The organism is Bradyrhizobium sp. USDA 327 (assembly GCF_041262065.1).
GTDB classification, from domain to species: Bacteria; Pseudomonadota; Alphaproteobacteria; order Rhizobiales; family Xanthobacteraceae; genus Bradyrhizobium; species Bradyrhizobium liaoningense.
The window spans coordinates 7590323-7611315 of sequence record NZ_JBGCCW010000001.1; the positions used below are offsets into that span (position 1 = coordinate 7590323).

At 65.7% G+C, this 20993-nt stretch carries 18 protein-coding genes, 1 tRNA gene, 2 pseudogenes and 1 riboswitch; of the genes and pseudogenes, 14 read left to right on the forward strand and 7 right to left on the reverse strand.

Annotated elements, in window-relative coordinates:
• Window positions 1-11: 11 nt before the first annotated feature.
• On the forward strand, window positions 12-1004 hold the full coding sequence (locus tag ABIA42_RS35755; protein WP_271527290.1) for an SGNH/GDSL hydrolase family protein: 993 nt from the start codon (window positions 12-14) through the stop codon (window positions 1002-1004).
• Window positions 1005-1070: 66 nt separating this feature from the next.
• On the opposite strand, the gene ABIA42_RS35760 is transcribed toward ABIA42_RS35755, so the two are convergent.
• Window positions 1071-2258, reverse strand: coding sequence for an O-succinylhomoserine sulfhydrylase (locus ABIA42_RS35760; protein ID WP_370116357.1), 1188 nt, complete (start codon window positions 2256-2258; stop codon window positions 1071-1073).
• Between the two features lie 75 nt (window positions 2259-2333).
• A riboswitch (SAM riboswitch) is annotated at window positions 2334-2413 on the reverse strand.
• Window positions 2414-2492: 79 nt separating this feature from the next.
• On the opposite strand from ABIA42_RS35760, the gene ABIA42_RS35765 reads away from it, so the two are divergent.
• Window positions 2493-3629, forward strand: coding sequence for a 2'-deoxycytidine 5'-triphosphate deaminase (locus ABIA42_RS35765; RefSeq protein WP_370116356.1), 1137 nt, complete (start codon window positions 2493-2495; stop codon window positions 3627-3629).
• A 31-nt stretch (window positions 3630-3660) separates the two neighbouring features.
• On the opposite strand, the gene ABIA42_RS35770 is transcribed toward ABIA42_RS35765, so the two are convergent.
• Window positions 3661-4965, reverse strand: a complete 1305-nt coding sequence (locus ABIA42_RS35770; protein ID WP_370116354.1) for a cytochrome-c peroxidase — start codon at window positions 4963-4965, stop codon at window positions 3661-3663.
• A 282-nt stretch (window positions 4966-5247) separates the two neighbouring features.
• Between ABIA42_RS35770 and ABIA42_RS35775 the strand changes: the two genes are divergently transcribed.
• Complete coding sequence (locus tag ABIA42_RS35775; protein ID WP_370116353.1) at window positions 5248-6300, forward strand: hypothetical protein; 1053 nt, start codon at window positions 5248-5250, stop codon at window positions 6298-6300.
• A 165-nt stretch (window positions 6301-6465) separates the two neighbouring features.
• On the forward strand, window positions 6466-7908 hold the full coding sequence (locus ABIA42_RS35780) for an MATE family efflux transporter (protein ID WP_370116352.1): 1443 nt from the start codon (window positions 6466-6468) through the stop codon (window positions 7906-7908).
• Window positions 7909-8139: 231 nt separating this feature from the next.
• Here the strand turns inward: ABIA42_RS35780 and ABIA42_RS35785 are convergent, their stop codons facing one another.
• From ABIA42_RS35785 to ABIA42_RS35800, 4 genes are all read right to left on the reverse strand, one after another.
• Complete coding sequence (locus tag ABIA42_RS35785; RefSeq protein ID WP_271527285.1) at window positions 8140-8541, reverse strand: SRPBCC family protein; 402 nt, start codon at window positions 8539-8541, stop codon at window positions 8140-8142.
• 146 nt (window positions 8542-8687) lie between these two features.
• Window positions 8688-9047, reverse strand: coding sequence for a VOC family protein (locus ABIA42_RS35790; protein ID WP_271527283.1), 360 nt, complete (start codon window positions 9045-9047; stop codon window positions 8688-8690).
• A 56-nt stretch (window positions 9048-9103) separates the two neighbouring features.
• The gene (locus tag ABIA42_RS35795) at window positions 9104-9943 is read right to left on the reverse strand and encodes a helix-turn-helix transcriptional regulator (RefSeq protein WP_370116350.1); all 840 of its coding nucleotides are present in this window, start codon (window positions 9941-9943) and stop codon (window positions 9104-9106) included.
• Between the two features lie 9 nt (window positions 9944-9952).
• Window positions 9953-10531 (reverse strand): methylated-DNA--[protein]-cysteine S-methyltransferase, encoded by a 579-nt coding sequence (locus ABIA42_RS35800; protein ID WP_271527281.1) that lies wholly within the window; start codon window positions 10529-10531, stop codon window positions 9953-9955.
• 173 nt (window positions 10532-10704) lie between these two features.
• On the opposite strand from ABIA42_RS35800, the gene ABIA42_RS35805 reads away from it, so the two are divergent.
• Window positions 10705-10778 (forward strand) — tRNA-Gly (locus ABIA42_RS35805).
• Between the two features lie 5 nt (window positions 10779-10783).
• Here ABIA42_RS35805 and ABIA42_RS35810 read toward each other — a convergent pair.
• Window positions 10784-11775: pseudogene (locus tag ABIA42_RS35810) on the reverse strand (alpha/beta fold hydrolase).
• Window positions 11776-12015: 240 nt separating this feature from the next.
• On the opposite strand from ABIA42_RS35810, the pseudogene ABIA42_RS35815 reads away from it, so the two are divergent.
• The 9 genes and pseudogenes from ABIA42_RS35815 to ABIA42_RS35855 all read left to right on the forward strand — a co-directional run.
• Window positions 12016-12099, forward strand: a pseudogene (locus tag ABIA42_RS35815) (XRE family transcriptional regulator); the annotation flags it as partial.
• A gap of 456 nt (window positions 12100-12555) precedes the next feature.
• Window positions 12556-13029: a GNAT family N-acetyltransferase gene (locus ABIA42_RS35820; RefSeq protein ID WP_370123750.1), complete on the forward strand. Its 474-nt coding sequence runs from the start codon at window positions 12556-12558 to the stop codon at window positions 13027-13029.
• 93 nt (window positions 13030-13122) lie between these two features.
• Entirely contained in the window at window positions 13123-14166 is a 1044-nt protein-coding gene (locus ABIA42_RS35825) for a LacI family DNA-binding transcriptional regulator (protein ID WP_370116347.1), read from the forward strand.
• 81 nt (window positions 14167-14247) lie between these two features.
• Window positions 14248-15705, forward strand: a complete 1458-nt coding sequence (xylB, locus tag ABIA42_RS35830; protein ID WP_370116346.1) for a xylulokinase — start codon at window positions 14248-14250, stop codon at window positions 15703-15705.
• A complete protein-coding gene (gene xylA / locus ABIA42_RS35835; protein ID WP_370116345.1) occupies window positions 15702-17024 on the forward strand; it encodes a xylose isomerase in 1323 nt (440 codons plus the stop codon). The genes xylB and xylA overlap by 4 nt, the downstream gene beginning before the upstream one ends.
• Window positions 17025-17036: 12 nt before the next feature.
• The gene (locus ABIA42_RS35840; protein ID WP_239627924.1) at window positions 17037-17795 is read left to right on the forward strand and encodes an ATP-binding cassette domain-containing protein; all 759 of its coding nucleotides are present in this window, start codon (window positions 17037-17039) and stop codon (window positions 17793-17795) included.
• The gene (locus ABIA42_RS35845) at window positions 17795-18877 is read left to right on the forward strand and encodes an ABC transporter permease (protein WP_271527275.1); all 1083 of its coding nucleotides are present in this window, start codon (window positions 17795-17797) and stop codon (window positions 18875-18877) included. Before ABIA42_RS35840 ends, ABIA42_RS35845 begins: the two co-directional genes overlap by 1 nt.
• 96 nt (window positions 18878-18973) lie before the next feature.
• Window positions 18974-19906 carry a sugar-binding protein gene (locus ABIA42_RS35850; RefSeq protein ID WP_370116343.1) on the forward strand — a complete coding sequence of 311 codons (933 nt, stop codon included), beginning with the start codon at window positions 18974-18976 and terminating at the stop codon, window positions 19904-19906.
• Between the two features lie 106 nt (window positions 19907-20012).
• Window positions 20013-20990, forward strand: a complete 978-nt coding sequence (locus ABIA42_RS35855) for an aldo/keto reductase (protein ID WP_370116342.1) — start codon at window positions 20013-20015, stop codon at window positions 20988-20990.
• The last annotated feature ends 3 nt before the right edge of the window (window positions 20991-20993 follow it).

Here is a 20993-nt window from a genome sequence, read left to right on the forward strand (position 1 = left end):
GTCTAGCGTTAATGAGTTCTCTCTGCCCTTTTTGCCTGACGACATGGCTGGCCGCGCCTGCAGCCGCGGCGCTGTTGTTGCTGACGCCGGCCCCGCAATCGCATGCCCAGACGGCAGCCGCACAGGCGACACCCGCCCCCGCGCAGTCGGCTGATCCCGCTTCCGCTTCGCCCTCCCAGACCACCGTCGCTGCGACGTCGCCCGAGCAGCGCGGCATCACGGCGCGCGCCATCGACAAGGTGAAGCAGGCCGCCAAATCCGCCAGCGACATCTTCAACCGTGTGCCCTGCCAGCCGCCGAAGGACGGTTCGAAGGCGATGGGCTCGCTGCCGCACGTTGCTGGCAAGCTCGTCGCCGGCCTGCCCGTCGTCATCGTCGCGTTCGGCTCGTCGTCGACTCAGGGATTCGGCGCGAGCTCGCCGGAGTTCAATTACCCCAATCGTCTCGCCGCGCAGCTGCGCCGGCACTATCCGACCGCCGACATCAGCGTCATCAATGCCGGCGTCGGCGGCGAGGACGCCCCCGAGATGATGAAGCGCCTCCAGACGCAGGTGATCGACATGCATCCGGATCTCGTGATCTGGCAGGTCGGCACCAACGCCGTGCTGCGCAATCTCGATCCCGGCGAAACCGCCAAGATGGTGGAGGACGGCATCAGCCGCATCCAGGCCGCGGGCGGCGCCGACATCGTGCTGGTGGATCCGCAATATTCGCCGGCCGTCAACCAGCGCGCCGAGAGCGCCGGCAAGATGGTGAAGCTGCTCAACAAGGTCGCCGAGCTCCGTCACGTCGGAATCTTCCCGCGCTTCGAGGTGATGCGCGACTGGCATGAGAAGCAGGCCATTCCGGTCGAGGGCTTCGTGATCGCCGATGGCCTGCACATGAACGATTGGGGCTATGCCTGCTTCGCTCAGCTGTTGGGTGACGACATCATCCGTTCCGTCGGCCAGATCAAGCTCGGGGTGAACGTGCCCGCGGACGTGCGGACGTACCGGCCGATGTAGAGAGAACAGGGGATGGCGAGTAGCGAATAGGGATCCATTCGCCACTCACTATTCGCCATTCCCCCTTCACGCCTTCTCCAGCGCCGCTGTCAGATCCTCGATCAGGTCGTCGGCATGTTCGAGCCCCGCGGAGAAGCGAATGAACCCCTCGCTGATTCCGAGCGCGGCACGGTCCTCCGGCTTCAGGCGCTGATGGGTCGTCGTCGCCGGATGCGTGACGAGGCTCTTGGCGTCGCCGAGATTGTTCGAGATCTTCGCAAGCTTCAACTCGTTGAGCACGCGGAACGCGGCCTGCTTGCCGCCCTTGACCTCGAAGCCGACCAGGGTCGAGCCGCCGCGCATCTGCTTCTTCACCAAAGCTGCCTGCGGATGATCGGCGCGGCCGGGATAGACCAGCCGCGAGATCTTCGGATGGCTCGCCAGCACCTCGGCGATGCGCGCTGCGGTATCGGTCTGCGCGCGCACGCGCACGGCCAGCGTCTCCAGGCCCTTGAGCAGGACCCAGGCATTGAACGGCGAGATCGAGGGGCCGGTCTGGCGCATGAAATTGTGGATGTGCTCGGCGATGAAGGCTTCCGACGACAGGATGATGCCGCCCAGGCACCGGCCCTGGCCGTCGATATGCTTGGTCGCGGAATAGACGACGACGTCGGCCCCTAGCGCGAGCGGGCTCTGCCAGATCGGAGTTGCGAACACGTTGTCGACCACGAGCCGCGCGCCGCCCTTGTGCGCGATCTCGGCGATCCCGGGGATGTCGAGCACGTCGAGGGTCGGGTTGGTCGGGCTCTCCAGGAAGAACGTTTTCGTGTTGGGCTTCAGCGCGCGCTGCCATTGGTCGAGATCGAGCCCGTCGACCAGCGTGGTCTCGATGCCGTAGCGCGGCAACAAGTCCTGGATGACGTAAAGGCACGAGCCGAACAAGGCGCGCGAGGCCACGACGTGATCGCCGGCCTTGAGCGGTGCGAGGATCGCGGTCGTCACCGCGGCCATGCCGGTCGCGGCCGAGCGGGCGGCTTCGGCGCCTTCGAGCTCGATCATGCGGCGCTCGAACATCGCGATGGTGGGGTTGGAGTAGCGCGAATAGATAAAGCCGGGATCCTCGCCCTTGAACCGCGCCTCGCACTCCTCGGCGCTGTTGTAGACGTAGCCTTGGGTGAGGAACAGCGCCTCCGACGTCTCGCCAAATTGCGAGCGCAGGGTCCCGGAATGGACCAGGCGGGTTTCGGGACGGTAGTTGGCAGGCGACTTCGACATAGGACCCTCCGACATGACCATTCGATGCGCAAACGGTCACAAAAAAACCGGCCTGGATATCTCCACTGGCCGGGATCACAGAGGTCCCCGGCCTGTTTAGCGACTTATTTAACGTGGCTGCAAGCCGGCCGGCTCAAATCACCACGGGATAAGTGATGCTCATATTCCGCAATGCCCTTTCCGTCAAGGCGTCCATCGGCTAGCCGTAAAAGGCTGTTTTTCCCGTATGTCGGGATGCAAGAGAGCCCTGATGAGGACCCCCGGTTGACGTTCACGGTCGCCGCCGACGCCAATGGTATCCTGCCCGACCGCATGATCGCGGCGATGGCGGAAGCGGGGCTCATCCTGCCCGAATACGACTTCGTCGAAAGCCAGATCCAGCCGGCGAGCCTCGATCTGCGCCTCGGCGATATCGCCTATCGCGTCCGCGCGAGCTTCCTGCCCGGTCCCGGCGCCACGGTCGCCGAACGCATCGATGAATTGAAGCTGCACGAGTTCAGCCTTGCCGACGGCGCGGTGCTGGAGACCAACTGCGTCTACATCGTGCCGCTGCTGGAAAGCCTGGCGCTGCCGCCGGAAATCGTCGCGGCAGCGAACCCCAAGAGCTCGACCGGTCGGCTCGACGTCTTCACCCGCGTGATCGCCGACGGCACCCGCCGCTTCGACATGATCGGCGCCGGCTATCACGGCCCGCTCTATGCCGAGATCAGCCCGAAGACCTTTCCGGTGCTGGTGCGCGAGGGCTCGCGCCTGTCGCAGGTGCGTTTCCGCACTGGTGATGCCATCCTCAATGCCGACGAGCTCGAGGCGCTGCATGCCGCCGAGCGCCTCGTCGACATCGACGATGCCGACCTCTCCGGCGGTGTCGCCGTCTCCGTCGATCTCTCCGGCGAGAAGGCGAGCGGCTTCGTCGGCTATCGCGCCAAGCGCCACACCGGTGTCGTCGACGTCGATCGCCGCTCCGGCTATGCGGTCGAAGACTTCTGGGAGCCGATCTCGGCCCGCCCCGACGGTAGCCTGATCCTCGATCCCGGCGAGTTCTACATCCTCGCCTCCAAGGAAGCTGTGCAGGTGCCACCCGACTACGCCGCGGAGATGGTGCCGTTCGATCCATTGGTGGGCGAGTTCCGCGTGCACTATGCCGGATTCTTCGATCCCGGCTTCGGCTATGCCGGCGCTGGCGGGCAGGGCGCGCGCGCCGTACTTGAGGTGCGCTCGCGCGAGGTGCCGTTCATCCTCGAGCACGGCCAGATCGTCGGCCGCCTCGTCTATGAAAAGATGCTCGCCCGCCCCGACGCCATGTACGGCCAGCGCATCGGCTCGAACTACCAGGCGCAGGGCCTGAAGCTGAGCAAGCATTTTCGGGTGTAAGTGTCAGCAAGTGCTGCGCGTGAACCATGGCTCAAAGCGGCGGCTTCGGCCGTGGCGGCTTCGGACCAAAGGCGCGTGCCGTATCGCGCTGCGGACGGTTCACCTTGGATAGTACGAGCTGTCGCGCATACTCCTTGTCGCCGGCGTCCTTGTATTGCGGACTGGTCAGTGCCGCCATCAACGCCACCACGTCGTCGATCTCGGGCTCCGTCAGCGCCAGCGGCTGGATGTCCTCATCGAGCCACGCGTCAGCGACGCCGTCGCCCTTGTTGTAGTGATCCATGACGTCCCACAGCGTTTCCATCGATCCGTCGTGAAAGTAGGGCGCGGTCACCAGGATATTTCGCAGGCCGGGCGTCTTGAAGGACGCAATGTCGCCCGGCCGCTTGGTGATCAGGAAACGCCCCAGAACCGACATTTCGTTCGCGATCGCCGCGTTGTCGACATCCGGCGCACGTCCCTGCGCCAGCTCGCGCTCGGCCTGCTCCGCCAGCGCACCGACGCGATGCCGAAGGATGCCGATGCCGATGTTGTGAAAATCGTGATCGGTGAAGACAGTTGGATCGCGCTCTTTATCCGTCAGCGCATGGCAAAGATTGCAGCGCGCCTTGTTGTTGAACAATTCCCAACCACGTTTGGCCGAACCGCTGATCGCATCCGCATCTCCAGCGATGAAATGATCGAAGGGCGAATCGAAGGACGCGAGCGTCCGTTCATAGGCTGCAATGGCGCGCAACATGTCCTGTTCGTTGACGCCGCGGCCGAAGGCCTGCATGAACTGGGCCTGATAGTCCTTGTCGCCTGCGATCCTGGATACGGCATCGCCGATGCTGGCCGAGCCCATCTCGAGAGCGTTGGTGATCGGCAGCGCCGCCTGCTGCTCAAGCGTGTCGACGCGACCGTCCCAGAACTGCGACTTGTTGTAGAGCGCATTCAGCACGGTCGGGGCGTTGCGTTGGCCAGCGCGCCCATGGATGCCGATCGACACTGGCCTGCCGTCGGTGAAGGCGCGTGCCGGATCGTGGCACGTGGCACAGGCGATGGTGCCGTCGCCCGAGAGCTGGGCGTCGAAGAACAGCTTCTGTCCCAACGCAACCGTCGCAGGTGCAAGCGGCGTTGCCGGCGGGATCACTGACGCTGTCAACGCCGCGGGAAAACCGACCTGATCCCGCGAGCGCGGCTCGGCGAGTGGCCCTTGCCCAGGCAGCGGCGGCGGTTGCCCCGGCGCCAGCGCTGGCGGTGGACCGACCGCGCTGTCTTCGTCCGCCGCCGATACGGGAAGCAACGGCAAGATCTGCGACAGGAGCAGGAGAACAGCCAGCGATATTGCGCGCATCCGATAGCCTTTGTTCTCGGGATAAGTAAGAAAACTAACACGAAAGGTCCTGAACGTCATGGTGAGCGAATCGACGAAAGCGTATCGAGATTGCTCCAAGCCGTAGACGAGCGAAGCGATATCCGGGATGATCTGAGGAAGGATCCGGATATGGCGTCGCTCATCCGGCTACTTTTCTGGATCGCCGATCTGGTCGGGCATGACGGCCGCGCGCGTGGCTCGGTTGCGTCGCCTCTCGCGCAATGACACAGTCCGTTACAACAAATCCATCGGGAGCAAGGCATGAGGAGCGAAACAGAAGCCACGCAGGAAGCGCAATGGAAGCGCTGGCGCGCGGTCGCAGACCTCTATCACGCCTACTTCACCGGCCTCATCCTCACCGTGGTGACTCGGCGCGGGACAGCGGATGCCGCGGAATTCGTCTTCCGCGTGTTCCGTCGCCAGCAGCAGGAGCGTTTCCTGCCCGGGCTCGAGAAGCTCGGGCTTAAAGGTCTGCCGCCCGCGGTCGCGGCTGCCCAATATCACTATCTCTCCAACTGGATCGGCGGCGTGCACGTCGAGTACATGTATGAGAGCGACACCAAGGCCTGGATCCGCTATCCGCCGCCGCGCTGGATCTGGAGGGGCACCGCGATCTGCGGCGTGCCGGGCGAGGTCTCCAGCGCGATGCTGCGTGGCTGGCACGCCAACAACGGCGTTGCGCTTGGTGATCTCAGGCTCGGCTTCGTCTGCACCAAGCAGAGCGTCGATGGCCAGGATGGGCTCGAAGGCTATTATCATCAGTACGACCATCCGCTCGAGCCCGACCAGCGCCTGGTGTTCGCCCGTCATCTGGAAGCGCCATTGTTCGATGCGAAGACCGCGCCGGCGCTGCCGGTTGCGAACTGGCCGAAGCCGCGTCTGGAAAAGGCCTATCGCAACTACGCCATGGAATATGTCCGCACCGCCGCGCCCGTGATGGTGCAGCTGTTCGGTCCGGAGGATGCCGGCTATCTCCTGCATCTCACCGGCAAGCTGATCGGCATGCAATATTTCGACGAGGTTGCCCCGGCGCTGGCGATGACCCGCGGCGGCGCGAGAGAGTTCGCATCGTTCCTGAGCGCGTTGTTTGCCGCGCAGGATGATGCGGCCGAGACCACGCAATCAGAAGGCGCGTTCGAAATACACCAGCAGAGCTGGAAGCTGATGGACGACGTCGCCGACCATCACCCCGCTTGTGCGCAGGTGCTGGCGGGATTGTTCGAGGGGCTCGCCGCGGGGTGCGGACGGCACATCGGCGTGCAGATGCGCTCTGCAGTCGCCGGCCGTCCGCCACTGGTCTGGACGATCGGGTAAGTTCGCCGATGGGGAGCGCTGCCGCAGGGCACGCCTGCACCCGGCGCAGGAGGAATCGGCGCGCACCGTGCTAACAAGTCCCCGCCGCGCCCTGCGCGCGAATAGATTGATTGGCACACCTTTTCATTGCCGCGCCGCAAAAGGCGCCCCTGCCCGGGAGAGGACATGTCGGACATCGCCGAGATCCCGGTCGATGAGCAAGAGCGCCCGTTGCCGCCGCCGCGGCGCCCCGTCAAGAGCGCGCTGACCGACGGGCCAATTCTGCGCACGCTGCTCTCCCTCGCGTGGCCGAACGTGATCGGCTTGTCGGCCGGCATCTGCGTGGTGATCGCGGAGACCTCTTATGTCGGCCGGCTCGGTGTCGAGGCGCTTGCGGCGATGGCGCTGGTGTTTCCGACCGTGATCCTGACCATGACGATGTCGGGCGGCGCCATGGGCGGTGCGGTGGCCTCGGCCATCGCGCGTGCGCTCGGCGCCGGTGATCGCGAGCGCGCCGGAACGCTCGCCGTGCATGCGATGCTGATCGGCATCAGCTTCGGCCTCGTCTTCATGCTGGGCATGCTGATCTTCGGGCCCAGGGTGCTCGAAATGCTTGGCGGCCGCGGCGCTGTGCTGACGCATGCGATCGCCTACACGCAGGTGTTCTTCGGCGGCGCCGTGCTGCCCTGGTTGCTCAACACCATGGCGGGTGTCCTGCGCGGCACCGGCAACATGAAGCTGCCGTCATTTCTCATCCTCAACTCCGCGGCGTGGCAGATCGTGCTCGGCGGCACGCTGGGTCTCGGTCTCGGACCGGTGCCGCAGTTCGGAATGCACGGCGTCGCGGCCGGCGCGCTGATCGCCTATTCCATGAACATCTGCATCATGGGTTGGTACCTGTTCTCCGGCCGAGCACGGATCGTGCTGAGACTGCGCGGCTTGCGCATCCGATGGGCGATGTTCTTCGACATCCTCAAGGTCGGCGCCATCGCCTGCTTCTCGCCGCTGCAATCGGTGCTGACGATCTCGATCTTCACCCACATGTTGGCGAAGTTCGGCACCGCGATCCTCGCCGGTTACGGCATCGGCGCGCGACTCGAGTTCTTGCTGACCTCGATCGCGTTCTCGTTCGGCATCGCCTGTGTGCCGATGGTCGGGATGGCGATCGGCGCAGGCCGCATCGCGCGCGCCCGGCGCATCACCTGGATCGCCAGTGCGGCCGCTTTCGTGGCGGTCGGCGCGCCGGCGTGCCTCGTTGCGATCTTCCCGGATATCTGGGTCAACATGTTCACCGACAGCGTGGCCGTACGCGCGGCGAGCCATCAATATCTCTCGACCGTCGGGCCGTTCTACGCCTTCTTCGGCCTTGCAACGACGATGTATTTCTCCTCGCAAGGCGCCGCCAAGGTGATCGGTCCGGTGCTCGCGCAGACGGCGCGGCTGATTTACATCGCGGCTGTCGGCTGGTGGCTGTCGACGCACGACGCCAGCGCGCAGAGCTTCTTCTGGCTAGCCGCAAGCTCGATGGTCGTGCTCGGCGTACTGTCGTGCTCCAGCGTGGTGCTGACGCGCTGGGGGCCGCGCAAGGAAAAAGCTGCGATCAGGCCGGCGCTTTCGACTGCCGACTGATGCGCGATGCGATTGGGATGAATATCGTCATCGTGCTTTAGGTCGCTGTTCAAGCGTGACTTTTCGGAAATCCGCTGCACACTTTTCCGGATCATGCTTTAGCTGGCAGATCACCTTGTCCGCACCTCGCATGGCATGCTCCTCGTGTGCTTGGCTTCGCCGGGAGAGCGGAGCCGACCGGACGCACGCGGGCATGGTTACGGCTGGCGAGGGCGCGGCTCTGTAAGAAAATCACGCAGTCGCGGGCGGGAATGCCCTGTGGATCGCGCCGACAGCCTCCTTCGTTTGCCCTTGAATGTAGGCCGCGAGCTCGTTCGGCAGCACGTCGATGATCCAGATCAGCCGGCAGCGCAAGTCGCTCTCGGCGATCACCTGCACGGAGGCGCTGTAATGCTTCAGCCGCTCGTTGCTGATCGCATAGACGAGGCGCTGTCGCGCATCGTCGCAATCGACCAGCACCTCGCGTGCGACCGAACCGTTGGCAAAGGTGACGATGCGCGCATCGTCGTCGAGCGTGCAGGCGGTGACGAAGCCTGGCACCAGCCGCTGGTGCAGCGCGCCGAAATCGCGCACCGCGTCCCAGACGTCGTGTGCGGAGGCGGGGAGGGAAACGTCGTTGCGGATGGACGCCATGGGATTCCTGTTTTGCTGGAGTCATTCCGGGGCGCACGAAGCGCGAACTACGGCGCGCAGTTGCGCGCCTGAGAATCTCGGGATTCCGGGTCTGGTGCTAGGCGCCATCCGGGAATGACGGCGAATGTGGCGCGCTTCGTTGGGGCTCACGCGCAAACCGCCTCGACATTGTTGCCGTCAGGGTCGATCAAGAACGCCGCATAATAGGTCGGGCTGTAGTCCTTGCGCGGCCCGGCGCCGCCATTGTCGCGGCCGCCGCTCTTCAGCCCTTCGGTATGGAACGCCTTGACCGCGTCATGATCTTTGGCGCGGAAGGCGATATGGGCGCCGTCGGCCTTCCGGCCCTTGTTCAGGTGCAGCCACAGCGCCGGCTCGCCCTTCGGCCCGAAGCCGGCATAACCGTCGCCGCTCGAGCACAGGACGTATCCGAGCGGCGCCAGCACTGCGGTGTAGAAGCGTGTCGAAGCGTCGAGGTCGGCAACACGCAATCCGATGTGGTCGTACATGTTCGTCTCCATTGCAGAAGCGCGCCGAGAGGGGCATGCGCCGGAGACGACCCTAGTCAGTTGAGGGCAAGCTGCTCTTGGAGAATCTTGCGCTGTCCCTTCGAGGCCTGGCGGAATTTGGTCGGGGACACACCGGCAGCGCGGTGGAAGGTGCGGACGAAATTGGAGAGATCGCCGAAACCGACGTCATAGGCGATGTCGGTGACCGCGATGTCGTCGTCGGCGAGCAGCCGCGCCGCGTGCCGCAGCCGCGAGCGCACCAGATATTGATGCGGGGTGACGCCAAGCACGCTCGAGAACAGCCGCAGGAAATGGAATGGGCTGAGGCCCGCCTGACGCGCGGTCTGTTCAAGGTCGAGCTCGGCATGCGAGTTGTCGTCGATCCACAGCGCGGCCTCGACGGCGCGGCGGCGGTCGCGCGCGGTCGGCGTCGCCGGCCGTCGCGCCTTGCCGGAGACGACATCCACAAAGCGGCTGGCCAGGATCTGGCCGATCTCGTCGAGGCCGAGGTCGCTGTTGCCATCTGCTGCCGTCTGGGCGAGCTCGCCCAGCACCATCAGCTCGGGCAGCGGTGGTGTCGCACCGATCCGCCAGACGTCACGCCGCCCGCCGAGAGTCTCCACCAGGTCCTCGCTGAGGAAGAACGACAGGCAGACGTCGCCGGACACGTGCTCATGCGTGCAGGTGTATTCCTCGCCGGGGGCGCCGACCAGCATCGAGCCTGCCACCAGCTCGAAGAAACCGGCGCGGCAATGGCAGCCGAAGCTCCCTGCGCGGACATAAGCGATGGAATGGCCGGTGCGGCATTCGGGAAACGGCGTATCGTCCGGTCCCGCATCGCAGCGAAATTCGGAGACCGTCATCGATGGCGTCGTCAGCAGCGTGGTCGCATCCATCCGGCCTATCTAGGTAGGCGCGCGGGGCGGAGCAACGGGCAGCAGCACCTCGAACAGCGTCTTGCTGGCGACGGGATGGGTGCCTTCGAGAGCCAGCAGCCGCCGCTTGGAGATCATGCCGGCATAGGGCGAAAGCCGGTCGGTGTAATTGCCGGCCTCCAGCACCCGGTGGCAGGGCACGATCAGCATGTAGGGATTTTTGGCGATCGCCTGTGCCACCGAGTGCACGGCGCCGGAGGCGCCCAGGGCTTTGGCGATTTCGTGGTAGGTGCGCGTTTCGCCGCGCGGGACCATGCAGGTGTATTCGTAGACTCGCCGGTCGAAGCCGGGCACCCCGCCGGCGTCCAGGCTGACGTCGGAGAAATCCGGCTCGCCGCCTTGCAGCAGGCCGACGATCCCCTCGATCGCCAGCTCGGCGTTCTCGGACGGTCGCTGCTCCCGCGCCTCGGGATGGGCCAGGAAAATGCGGCGGCGGGTGTCGATCTCCCGCGCCTCCGGCAATTGCACGGCGACCACGCCGGTGCCGCTCCAGATGATGCCACAGCGCCCCAGCGCCGTGTCGAAAATCGCGTAAGCACGCCCCGCCATGCACACGCCCCACTCAGTGCACGTTTCGCCCCAGACACGCAATCATAACACCGCCACAATCCGGCGCAGCTGGAATCTTATCAGGACGTTAACAACCGTCGGGCCGGGCGCGCCAAACCGCTTGGCGGGACGCGCCGTCTCGGCTAATCAGTAGGGGCGCAAGGCGCGCATAAGCGGGCGTAGTTCAATGGTAGAACGGCAGCTTCCCAAGCTGCATACGAGGGTTCGATTCCCTTCGCCCGCTCCAAGCCTTTAGCCCGGCAAGCTTCGCAGAAACTCCACGATCGCCGCGTTCACCTCCGCCGGCCGCTCCTGCTGCGTCCAGTGTCCGCAGCCGGGCAGCATTATGATCTCGCGGAGCTGCGGCACCCATTGCTTCATGTTGGCGAGATGATCGGCCGCACCGGGGAAGGCGATGACCATGTCGTGGTCGCCTGCCATGAAAAGCGAGGGCACCACCACCTTCACGCCCTCGAAGGCCCCCATCAATTCCCAATTTCGATCGATGTTGCGGTAGTAATTGAGTGGCCCGCGAAACCCGCTGCGCGTAAATTCGGCGCCATAATAGTCGAGATCGGCGGCGCTCAGCCACGACGGCAGCGGCACCTGCATCTTCGGCAACATTCCGTCCTTCCGCGAGACCATGCCGACGCCAACGGTCCGCCCCTGACGCTCGGCATTGGCACGGATCGCCGCGGCTCCTTCGCCGGAACCGCCAAAGAGCATGGCACGGAGCGTTGCGCGAGGATCCCGTTCGAACTCCGCTTCGGCGATACCCGGCTCCTGGAAGTACAGCTGATAGAACTGCGCATCCGCCGTCTGGGCATGACGCTCGTCGGCCGCACCGGACTGCGCGGTCGATAGGGCACGCTGAGGATAGCGGCGGCGCGGAAGCGATCGGGCCGCAGGCGCGCCGTGTGCCAGGCGATCGTCGCGCCCCAGTCATGGCCGACGATGACGGCGTCCTTCGCCTCGAAGGCGTCGAGCACGCCGACGAGGTCGCCGACCATGTGGAGGATCGTGTATTGATCGATTGCTTCGGGCCGGTCGCTCTTTCCGTATCCACGCATGTCGGGCGCAACCGCGTGGTAGCCGGCCGCTGCCAACGCCTCGAGTTGATGCCGCCATGAGTACCAGCCTTCCGGAAAGCCGTGGCAGAGCAGAACCATTGGCCCCTCACCCTGCTCGGCGACATTGAGGCTGATGCCGTTGGCCTTGATCGTCCGCTGCGTCGGCTCGCCCATATCGTCGCCTCCGATTGGTTATTGTGGTTGGGGCCCATCCTAATCGGCCCTACGTGCTCAGAAAAGATTCTAATATATTAGACTTCCGCTCCCGGCGTTTGCCTCTGTGCGCGCTAGGCTGCTCTCGCTCTGATGGGTGCGGTCCTCGTATGGGGCGATGTTTTGATGAAAGCCATGGACCAGCAGAAACTCGATCGCGCCATCGGTCGGCGCCTGAAAACGCTGCGGACGCAGGCGGGCATGACGTTGAACGAGCTTGCAGGCCGCTCCGGCGTCAGCCGGGCCATGATCGGGCGGGTGGAGCGGGCGCAGAGCAGTGCGACGGCGGCGCTGCTCAACAAGCTTTGCGCGGCGCTCGACGTCACGCTCAGCGACGTCGTCGCGCTCGCCGAAAAGCCGCCTGAGCGCCTGGTGCGACTTGCGGACCAGCCGCTCTGGCGCGATCCCGACAGCGGCTATCGCCGGCGTCATGCCTCGCCGCCGGATGCGGCCAGCGGCATCGAGATCATCGTCGTCGACCTTCCGGCCGGCGCCCGCGTCTCCTACAGCCCCTGGGGCCGCAACGCCTTCACCCAGCAGCTGCTGATGCTGGAGGGCGCGATCGCCGTGCATATCGATACCAAGGCGGTGCGGCTGCGCGAGGGCGATTGTCTGGATTTCGACGTGATGCGCGCCGTGATCTTCGAGAACGAAACCAGGCAGGACGCGCGCTACGTCATCATCATCAGGGCGCGGCGCGTCCTACGGCAAGATGTGAGGCAGGACATGGAGACGAGCACGATGCAGATCCGCACCGGCGACACCTATGATCCCCGCGTCGTCGCGCTGCTCGATCACCACGTCACGGCCGCGCGGGCGCAGACGGCGCCGGGCAGCGCCCACGCGCTCGATCTTGCGGGCTTGCGTGCACCCGACGTCGCGTTCTGGACCGGCTGGGACGGCGAGACGCTGGTCGCCACCGGGGCGTTGAAGACGCTTTCGGCGAGCCACGGCGAGGTCAAGTCGATGCACACGCTGCAGACCGCGCGGCGGCGCGGCTATGGCGGCCGGATGCTGCGTCACATCATCACGGAGGCTCGTGCGCGCGGCATGACGCGGCTCAGCCTCGAGACCGGCTCGTGGGACTATTTCAAGCCGGCCCACGCGCTCTACCTTGCGCACGGCTTCATCGTCTGTGGCCCGTTCGAGGGCTATGTCGAGGATCCCAACAGCCTGTTCCTGGCGCTGGACCTGTCGGCGCCGGCGCGTCGGTAGCTCAGGAGCGCGTCTCCACGCAAGGCACGCAAATCAGCGAGGTCGCCTCAAAATGAGTTGCGCACCTCAAAACACCTCTGCTAGCCTTCAGCCATGGCCGAGACGCTCACCCCGACCGCGCTGACCCTGAAGGACATCGCCCGCGAGGCTGGCGTCAGCCTCGCGACGGTGGACCGCGTCCTGCACAATCGCCCGGGCGTGCGGCCGGACACGGTGCGGCGCGTCAAGGCGGCGATCGAACGCAATTCGTTCCAGCCGCATGTGGCCGCCGCCGAGCTCGCCCGCGGCCGCGCCCGCCGTTTCGCCTTCGTGATGCCGTCGGGACCAAACCCGTTCATGCAGCAGATCGAGGCCTATCTCGGCGAGATGGCAGCCTGGCTGGCGGCCCGCCGCCTCAGCGTCGAGACGGTCGCAACCGACGTGTTCAACCCCTCCGCGCTCGCGGCCTCGCTGGAGGCATTGTCGGGCGATTGCGACGGGGTTGCCGTGGTGGCGCTGGATCATCCCAGCGTGCGCGCTGCCATCAACGATCTCGTCGATGCTGGCACCAAGGTTGTCACGCTGGTCTCGGACGTACCATCCTCGCGCCGGCACCACTATGTCGGGATCGACAATATCGCGGCGGGGCGCACTGCCGGCGCGCTGGTCGGGCGGCTGGTCGGCCGGAAGCCCGGCAAGGTCGCGATCGTGGCGGGCTCGCAGGGCCTGCGCGATCACGCCGAGCGCATCTTCGGCTTCAACCAGGTGATGGCGACGGAATTCCCCGATCTCAGCGTGCTGCCGGTGCTGGAAGGACGCGACGAGGACGACCGTTCGGAGCAGCTGCTGGGCCGGCTGCTCCGCAGCCATGCCGACATTGTTGGTCTTTATAACGTCGGTGCCGGCACGCAAGGCGTCGCCAAAGCGTTGAGCGAGGCCGGCCGCGACAAGCAGGTGGTGTTCGTCGGACACGACGTCACGGCGCTGACGCGCCGATTGCTGCTGCAGGGCGTGATGGATGCTGCGATCTCGCAGAACCCCGGACATGAAGCGCGCGCGGCCGTGCGCGTGCTGCTGGCGCTCGCCCGCGGCGAGCCGATCTTGCGCGAACAGGAGAAGATCAGGATCGACATCGTGATGCGGGACAATCTGCCTTAGCGGCAGGCGGATTTCGGAACGGCCCGTTGCGGGGAAAGCGACGCAAGATCGCGCACCGCAGCAGGCAAAAGGGAGGATAGCGTGTATCTCGGGATCGACATCGGCACGTCCGGTGTGAAAGCGGTGCTCGTGAGCGAAGCCGGCGCGGTCGTCGCGACGGCGGCGCGCGAACTTGCGCTGTCGCGCCCAGCGCCGCTGTGGTCCGAGCAGGATCCCGACGCCTGGGTCGATGCGGCCATCGGCGCAATCGACGATCTCACCGCGCGCCAGCCGCGCGAGGTTGCGCAGGTTCGTGGCATCGGGCTGTCAGGCCAGATGCATGGCGCGACGCTGCTCGGCAAGGACGGCCGGCCGCTGCGTCCGGCCATCCTCTGGAACGACGGTCGCTCGCAGGCCGAATGCGCCACGCTGGAGCGGCGCTGTCCCTCGCTGCACACGATCACCGGCAATCTGGCGATGCCCGGCTTCACCGCCCCGAAACTGTTATGGGTCGCGCGGCATGAACCCGAAATCTTCGACCGCGTGGCCAAGGTGCTGTTGCCGAAAGCCTATGTCCGCTATCGCCTCACCGGCGAGATGGTCGAGGACATGTCGGACGCGGCCGGCACGCTGTGGCTGGATGTCGGTCTGCGTCGCTGGTCGGCCCTGCTGCTGCATGCCACCGGACTCGATCTGCACCACATGCCGCGCCTGGTCGAGGGAAGTGAGGTGAGCGCCGTGCTCGCGCCGGACTACGCGCGGCGCTGGGGCATGCAGAAGGATGTCGTGGTCGCGGGCGGTGCTGGCGACAATGCGGCCAGCGCGATCGGGCTCGGCGCGATCGTGCCGGGCGACGCCTTCCTGTCGCTGGGAACGTCGGGTGTCCTGTTCCGCGTCACCGATCGCTTCGCCCCGGCGCCGGCTTCGGCCGTGCATGCCTTCTGTCACGCCCTGCCCGGCCTCTGGCACCAGATGGGCGTAATGCTGTCGGCGGCGGCCTCGCTTGCGTGGCTCGCAGGCGTGATGGAGACGCCGGCTGCAGCGCTGCTGGCGCCGCTCGGCGAGCGCGTCGACGGACCAAGCCCGATCAGATTCCTGCCCTATCTCGATGGCGAACGCACGCCGCACAACGATGCCGCGGCCAGCGGCGCTTTTGTCGGCTTGCGCGGTGCGACCGGCCGGAGCCAGATCGTCCAGGCCGTGCTCGAGGGCGTCGCCTTTGCCGCGCGCGACAATCTGGCGGCGCTGAGCGCGGCGAGTGGGCCGATCGCCGAAGTCGATCTCGTCGGCGGCGGCTCGCGCTCGGCGCTGTGGGCGCAGATCTGCGCCGATGTGCTCGGCATTCCCGTTCACCGCGTCGAGGAAGGCGAGGTCGGAGCCGCGCTCGGCGCCGCGCGGCTTGGCCGCATCGCTGCGACTGGCGAAGACGCAGCGGAGGTCTGCACCCGTCCGCGGCGGCTCGCGACCTTCACGCCCCGTGCATCCGTCGTTTCGGTCTATGACGAGGCCTATCGGCGGTGGCGCGCGCTTTACCCAGCATTGAAGGAGTCCGTCAGGTGAACGCGTCAGCAAAGTTCTTCGATGCAAGCGCACCCGTCGCCTTTGCCGGCAGGGATGCCGCAAGCGCGCCCGCCTTCCGTTGGTACGACAAGGACCGGCTCGTGCATGGCCGCAGGCTCGAGGATCATCTGCGCTTCGCAGTCTGCTATTGGCATTCCCTCTGCTGGCCGGGCGGCGATCCCTTCGGTGGCGAGACGTTCCTGCGGCCCTGGCACCACGGCACCGACGCGATGGCGATGGCGCGCGCAAAGGCTGACGTCGCCTTCGAGCTGTTCCGCCTGCTCGACGTGCCGTTCTTCACCTTCCACGACGTCGATGCGGCGCCGGAAGGCGCCACGCTCGCGGAGTCCGTCGCCAACCTCAACGCGATCGCCGATCTGTTCGAACAGAAGATGGCCTCCGCAAAAGTGCGCCTGCTCTGGGGTACCGCAAACCTGTTCTCACACCGCCGCTACATGGCGGGCGCCGCGACCAATCCGGACCCTGATATCTTCACCTATGCCGCGGGCCAGGTCCGCGCCGCGCTGGAGGTGACGCGCCGGCTCGGCGGCGAGAACTACGTGCTGTGGGGTGGACGCGAGGGCTACGAGACGCTGCTGAACACCGATCTCAAGCGCGAGCTCGACCAGCTCGGCCGCTTTCTCTCGCTCGTCGTCGAGCACAAACACAAGATCGGTTTCAAGGGACCGATCCTGATCGAGCCGAAGCCGAAGGAGCCGACCAAGCATCAGTATGATTTCGACGTCGCCACCTGCTACGGCTTCCTCGAACGCTATGATCTCCTGAACGACGTCAAGCTCAACATCGAGCAGAACCACGCGATCCTCGCCGGCCATTCCTTCCATCACGAGGTCGCGCTCGCCGAGGCGCTCGGTGTCTTCGGCTCCCTCGACATCAACCGCGGCGACGATCTGCTCGGCTGGGACACCGACCAATTCGCAATGAATGTGGGCGAGCTCGCGCTGGTGTTCCACGAGATCCTGAACCGCGGCGGGTTCACCTCCGGCGGACTCAATTTCGACGCCAAGATCCGCCGTCAGTCCATTGACCCCGACGATTTGATCCATGCCCATGTCGGCTCGATGGATGCCTGCGCGCGTGCCTTCCTCGCCGCCGCCGACATGATCGATGCCGCCGTCCTCACCGAGCCGCTTGCCAAGCGTTACGACGGGTGGGCCAGCCCCGAGGGGCGCGCCATTCTCGGCGGCCAGCGCTCGCTCGTCGATCTCGCCGACCGTGCCATGAGTCCCGGCTTCGACCCGCAGCCGCGCTCGGGCCGGCAGGAATACCTGGAATCCCTCGTCAACCGCTACGTCTGAGGAGGACCGCTGATGGCAAAGACCGACGCAACACCGGTCCTCGAGCTGACCGGTATCGGCAAGGAGTTCGGCGCGATCCGCGCGCTGCACGATGTCGAGATGCAGGTCTTCCCCGGCGAGGTGGTCGGCCTGATGGGCGACAACGGCGCGGGCAAGTCGACGCTGGTCAAGATCATCGCCGGCAATTTCCGTCCCACCCACGGCGAGATCCGCTTTGCCGGCAGCACGGTCCACTTCAACCGCCCGGTCGATGCCCGCGCTGTCGGAATCGAGGTGGTCTATCAGGACCTCGCACTGTCAGACAATCTCACGGCGGCAGCCAACGTCTTCCTCGGCCGCGAGCTGAAGCGCAAATTCGGACCCATCGCCTTGCTCGACCACAAGGCGATGGCGGCGCGCGCGCTGGAGCTGTTCGGCGAGTTGCGCTCGGAGACGCGCCCCGACGATCTCGTCAAGCAGATGTCGGGCGGCCAGCGCCAGGCGGTCGCGATCGCCCGGACGCGGCTGTCAAACGCCAGGCTCGTGATGATGGACGAGCCGACCGCCGCCATCTCTGTTCGCCAGGTCGAGCAGGTGCTCGGCCTGATCCATCGGCTGAAGGAGCAGGGCGTCGCCGTGATGCTGATCTCGCATCGCATGCCAGACGTGTTCGCGGTGTGCGACCGCGTCATCGTCATGCGCCGCGGCGAGAAGCGGGCCGACAAGCCGATCCACCAGACCAGCCCAGAGGAAGTCACCGCTCTCATCACCGGCGCGAAGGAGGCGGCGTGATGGCCATGCCCCTGGAATCCCCGATCACGTTCTCCAATGTCGGCAAGATCAGATGGTGGCAGCGCGGCATCTTTGCCTCCCAGACCGGCTACGTCCTGCTCGCGCTGGCGGCGCTGCTGCTGATCATGCATTTCGCCAGTCCTTACTTCTTCACCCAAGGCAACATGCAGAACGTGGCGAAGAATTTTTCCTTCATCGCCATTGCGACGCTCGGCGTCACCTTCGTGATCATCACCGGCGGGATCGACCTCTCGGTCGGCTCGATGATGTGCTTCTCCGCCATGATCACCTCGATGGTGATGACCGAGCTGTCGATGCCCGGCTCGCCCGCGGGCGCGCTGTTCGTGCACATGGCGGCCGACGGCAAGACGGTGCTCGCAAATGTGCCTGGGCTGATCCTGCTGGTCTCGATCCTCGCCGGTCTTGGCGTCGCGCTGATCGCCGGCCTCGTTAACGGCTTCTGCATCGCCGTGCTTGGGCTGTCGCCCTTCGTGACCACGCTCGGCATGCTCTCGATCGTGCGCGGGCTCGGCTACGTCGTCTCCAACGGCCGTGGCAGCTTTCCAGGCGGACCGGACGCCGATTATTTCTACGCCGCGACCTCGGGCGACGTGCTCGGCGTGCCCGTGCCTTTCATCTATCTCGTGATCCTCGCGCTGGCGATGGCCGTGGTGCTGCATCACACCTCGTTCGGCCGCCACGTCTTCGCGCTCGGCGGCAACGAGAAGGCGGCCGAGCTCACCGGCATTCCGGTGGTGCGGGTGAAGATCGAGGTCTACGTGATCTGCGCGCTCGCCGCGGGGCTCCAGGGCATCATCATCTCCGGTTGGCTCGGGTCAGCGCCGGCCAACATGGCGACGTCCTACGAGCTCAATGTGATCGCGGCGGCCGTGATCGGCGGCGCCAACCTCGCCGGCGGCATTGGCGGCCCGCTCGGGGCCATCGTCGGCTGCGTGCTGCTGGAAGTGATCCGCAACGGTCTCGTGCTGGCGCAGGTCAGCTCCTACTGGCAGCAGACGCTGGTGGGCGTGATCATCATCCTCGCCGTGCTGGTCGACCGTATCCGCTCGCGGATGACCTGACGTGACGTCATCTCGGGAAGGCAACGAAAATGCCGCCTGTCCGCTTCCCGGGCGCTTTCGAGAGGATGGGCACCAAACACAAGGGTGGAGGAGACAATGAGGAAACTTCTTCTTGCCGGCATCGCCGTTGCGATGATGGCTACGCCGGCGCTCGCCGCGAACTACCGCTTCGTGATCGTGCCGAAGGCGATGAACAATCCGTTCTTCGACTTCGCGCGCGACGGCTGCCTGAAGCGCGCCAAGGAGCTCGGCAACATCGAGTGCATTTACAAGGGGCCGGTGGAACATGAGCCTGCGACGCAGGCCCAGATCATCCAGGATTTCATCACTCAGAAGGTCGACGGTCTTGCCATCTCGGTCGCCGACGTCGCTGCCATGACCAAGTCGATCGAGGCGGCAACCGCGGCCGGCATCCCCGTCATCACCTTCGATGCTGACGCACCGGGCTCCAAGCGCATCGCCTATATCGGCACCAACAACAAGGAGTTCGGCCTGGCTCTCGGCAAGCAACTCTTGAAGATGCGGCCCGATGGCGGCAAATACGCCATGGTCTCGGGTGGTCCCGGCGCCAAGAACCTCGCCGAGCGCGTCGATGGCGTGCGCGAGGCACTGAAGGGCTCGAAATGGACCGAGGTCGCGGGTTCCCCGACGTTCTGCAACGACGATCCCGCGCTGGCGGTCCAGCAGATGACGGACATGCGCACCGCAACGCCTGACCTCGCCGCCATCGTTCCGATCGGCGGCTGGCCGATGTTCGCTCCTGAGGGTTTCAAGGCCTTCGCGTCCAGGAACAAAAAGGACATCGATTCCGGCAAGTTCACGCTGGTCGTTGCCGATACGCTGAAGATGCAGCTCGAGCTGCTGCGCGACGGCTATGCCAACGCGCTGGTCGGCCAGCGTCCGTTCGAGATGGGCGAGAAGGCGATGGACACGCTGCTCGCCATCAAGAAGGGCGAGAAAGTGCCGGAGATCGTCCACACCGGCCTCGATCTCGTCACCAAGGACAACGTCGCACAGATGTTGAAGTAGGCGCGCCGCCAGCCTCCGTGCTGCCACATCTCTCCCGCTTGCGGTTTACGCAAGCGGGAGAGATGATCCGGACTGTTGGAAGAAGACTGCTGGAAGGCAAATTGGAATGAAACGCTCGCGGCTCGGCTCCCTCGACGTTACTTCAATCGGTCTCGGTTCTGCTCCGCTCGGCGGATTGTTCACTCCCGTCAGCGATGCCGATGCGGAGGCGACGATCGTGCGCGCCTGGTCGGCCGGCATCCGCTTCTTCGACACCGCGCCGCTCTATGGCTTTGGTCTTGCCGAGCGGCGGCTGGGTGCATTCCTGCGGCAACAGCCGCGCGACTCCTACGCCATCTCGACCAAGGTTGGCCGTCTGCTGCGCGCACCGGATGGCAATGCCACGGAGGACGAGCACTACAAGGGCACGCCGCGCGAGCGGCCGGTGTTCGATTTCAGCCATGACGGCGTGATGCGATCGGTCGAGGAGAGCCTGGCGCGCCTTGGGCTCGACCGCGTCGACGTCCTGCTCGTGCATGATCCCGACGACCATTATGACGACGCCGTCGCCGGCGCCTTCCGCGCACTCCAGCGCCTGCGCAGTGAGGGCACGGTCAAGGCGATCGGCGCCGGGATGAACCAGTCGGAGATGCTGGTGCGCTTCGCCGAGGCCGTGCCGGTCGACTGCTTCCTGCTCGCCGGGCGTTACACGCTGCTCGACCAGGGCGCGCTGGATGCGCTGTTTCCGGTCTGTCAGGCGAAGCATATCGGCATTCTGCTCGGCGGCATCTACAACAGCGGCATCCTGGCCGATCCGCGGACCTCCGCCAAATTCAACTATCAGGACGCCAATCCGGCGCTCGTCGCGCGTGCGCTCGAGCTCGATGAGCTCTGCCGCAGGCACGGCACCGAGCTGAGAGCCGCCGCGCTCCAGTTTTGCGTGGCCCATCCGGCGGTGACGGTCGCCGTGATGGGCGCGCGCAATGCCGCGGAGGTCGCCGACAACATCGCGATGTCGGAGGCAGCGATCCCACCGGCGTTCTGGCAGGAGTTGCGCGCACGAAAGCTCGTCGATGCGCGGGCGCCATTGCCGGGCGGAGTGTAAGGC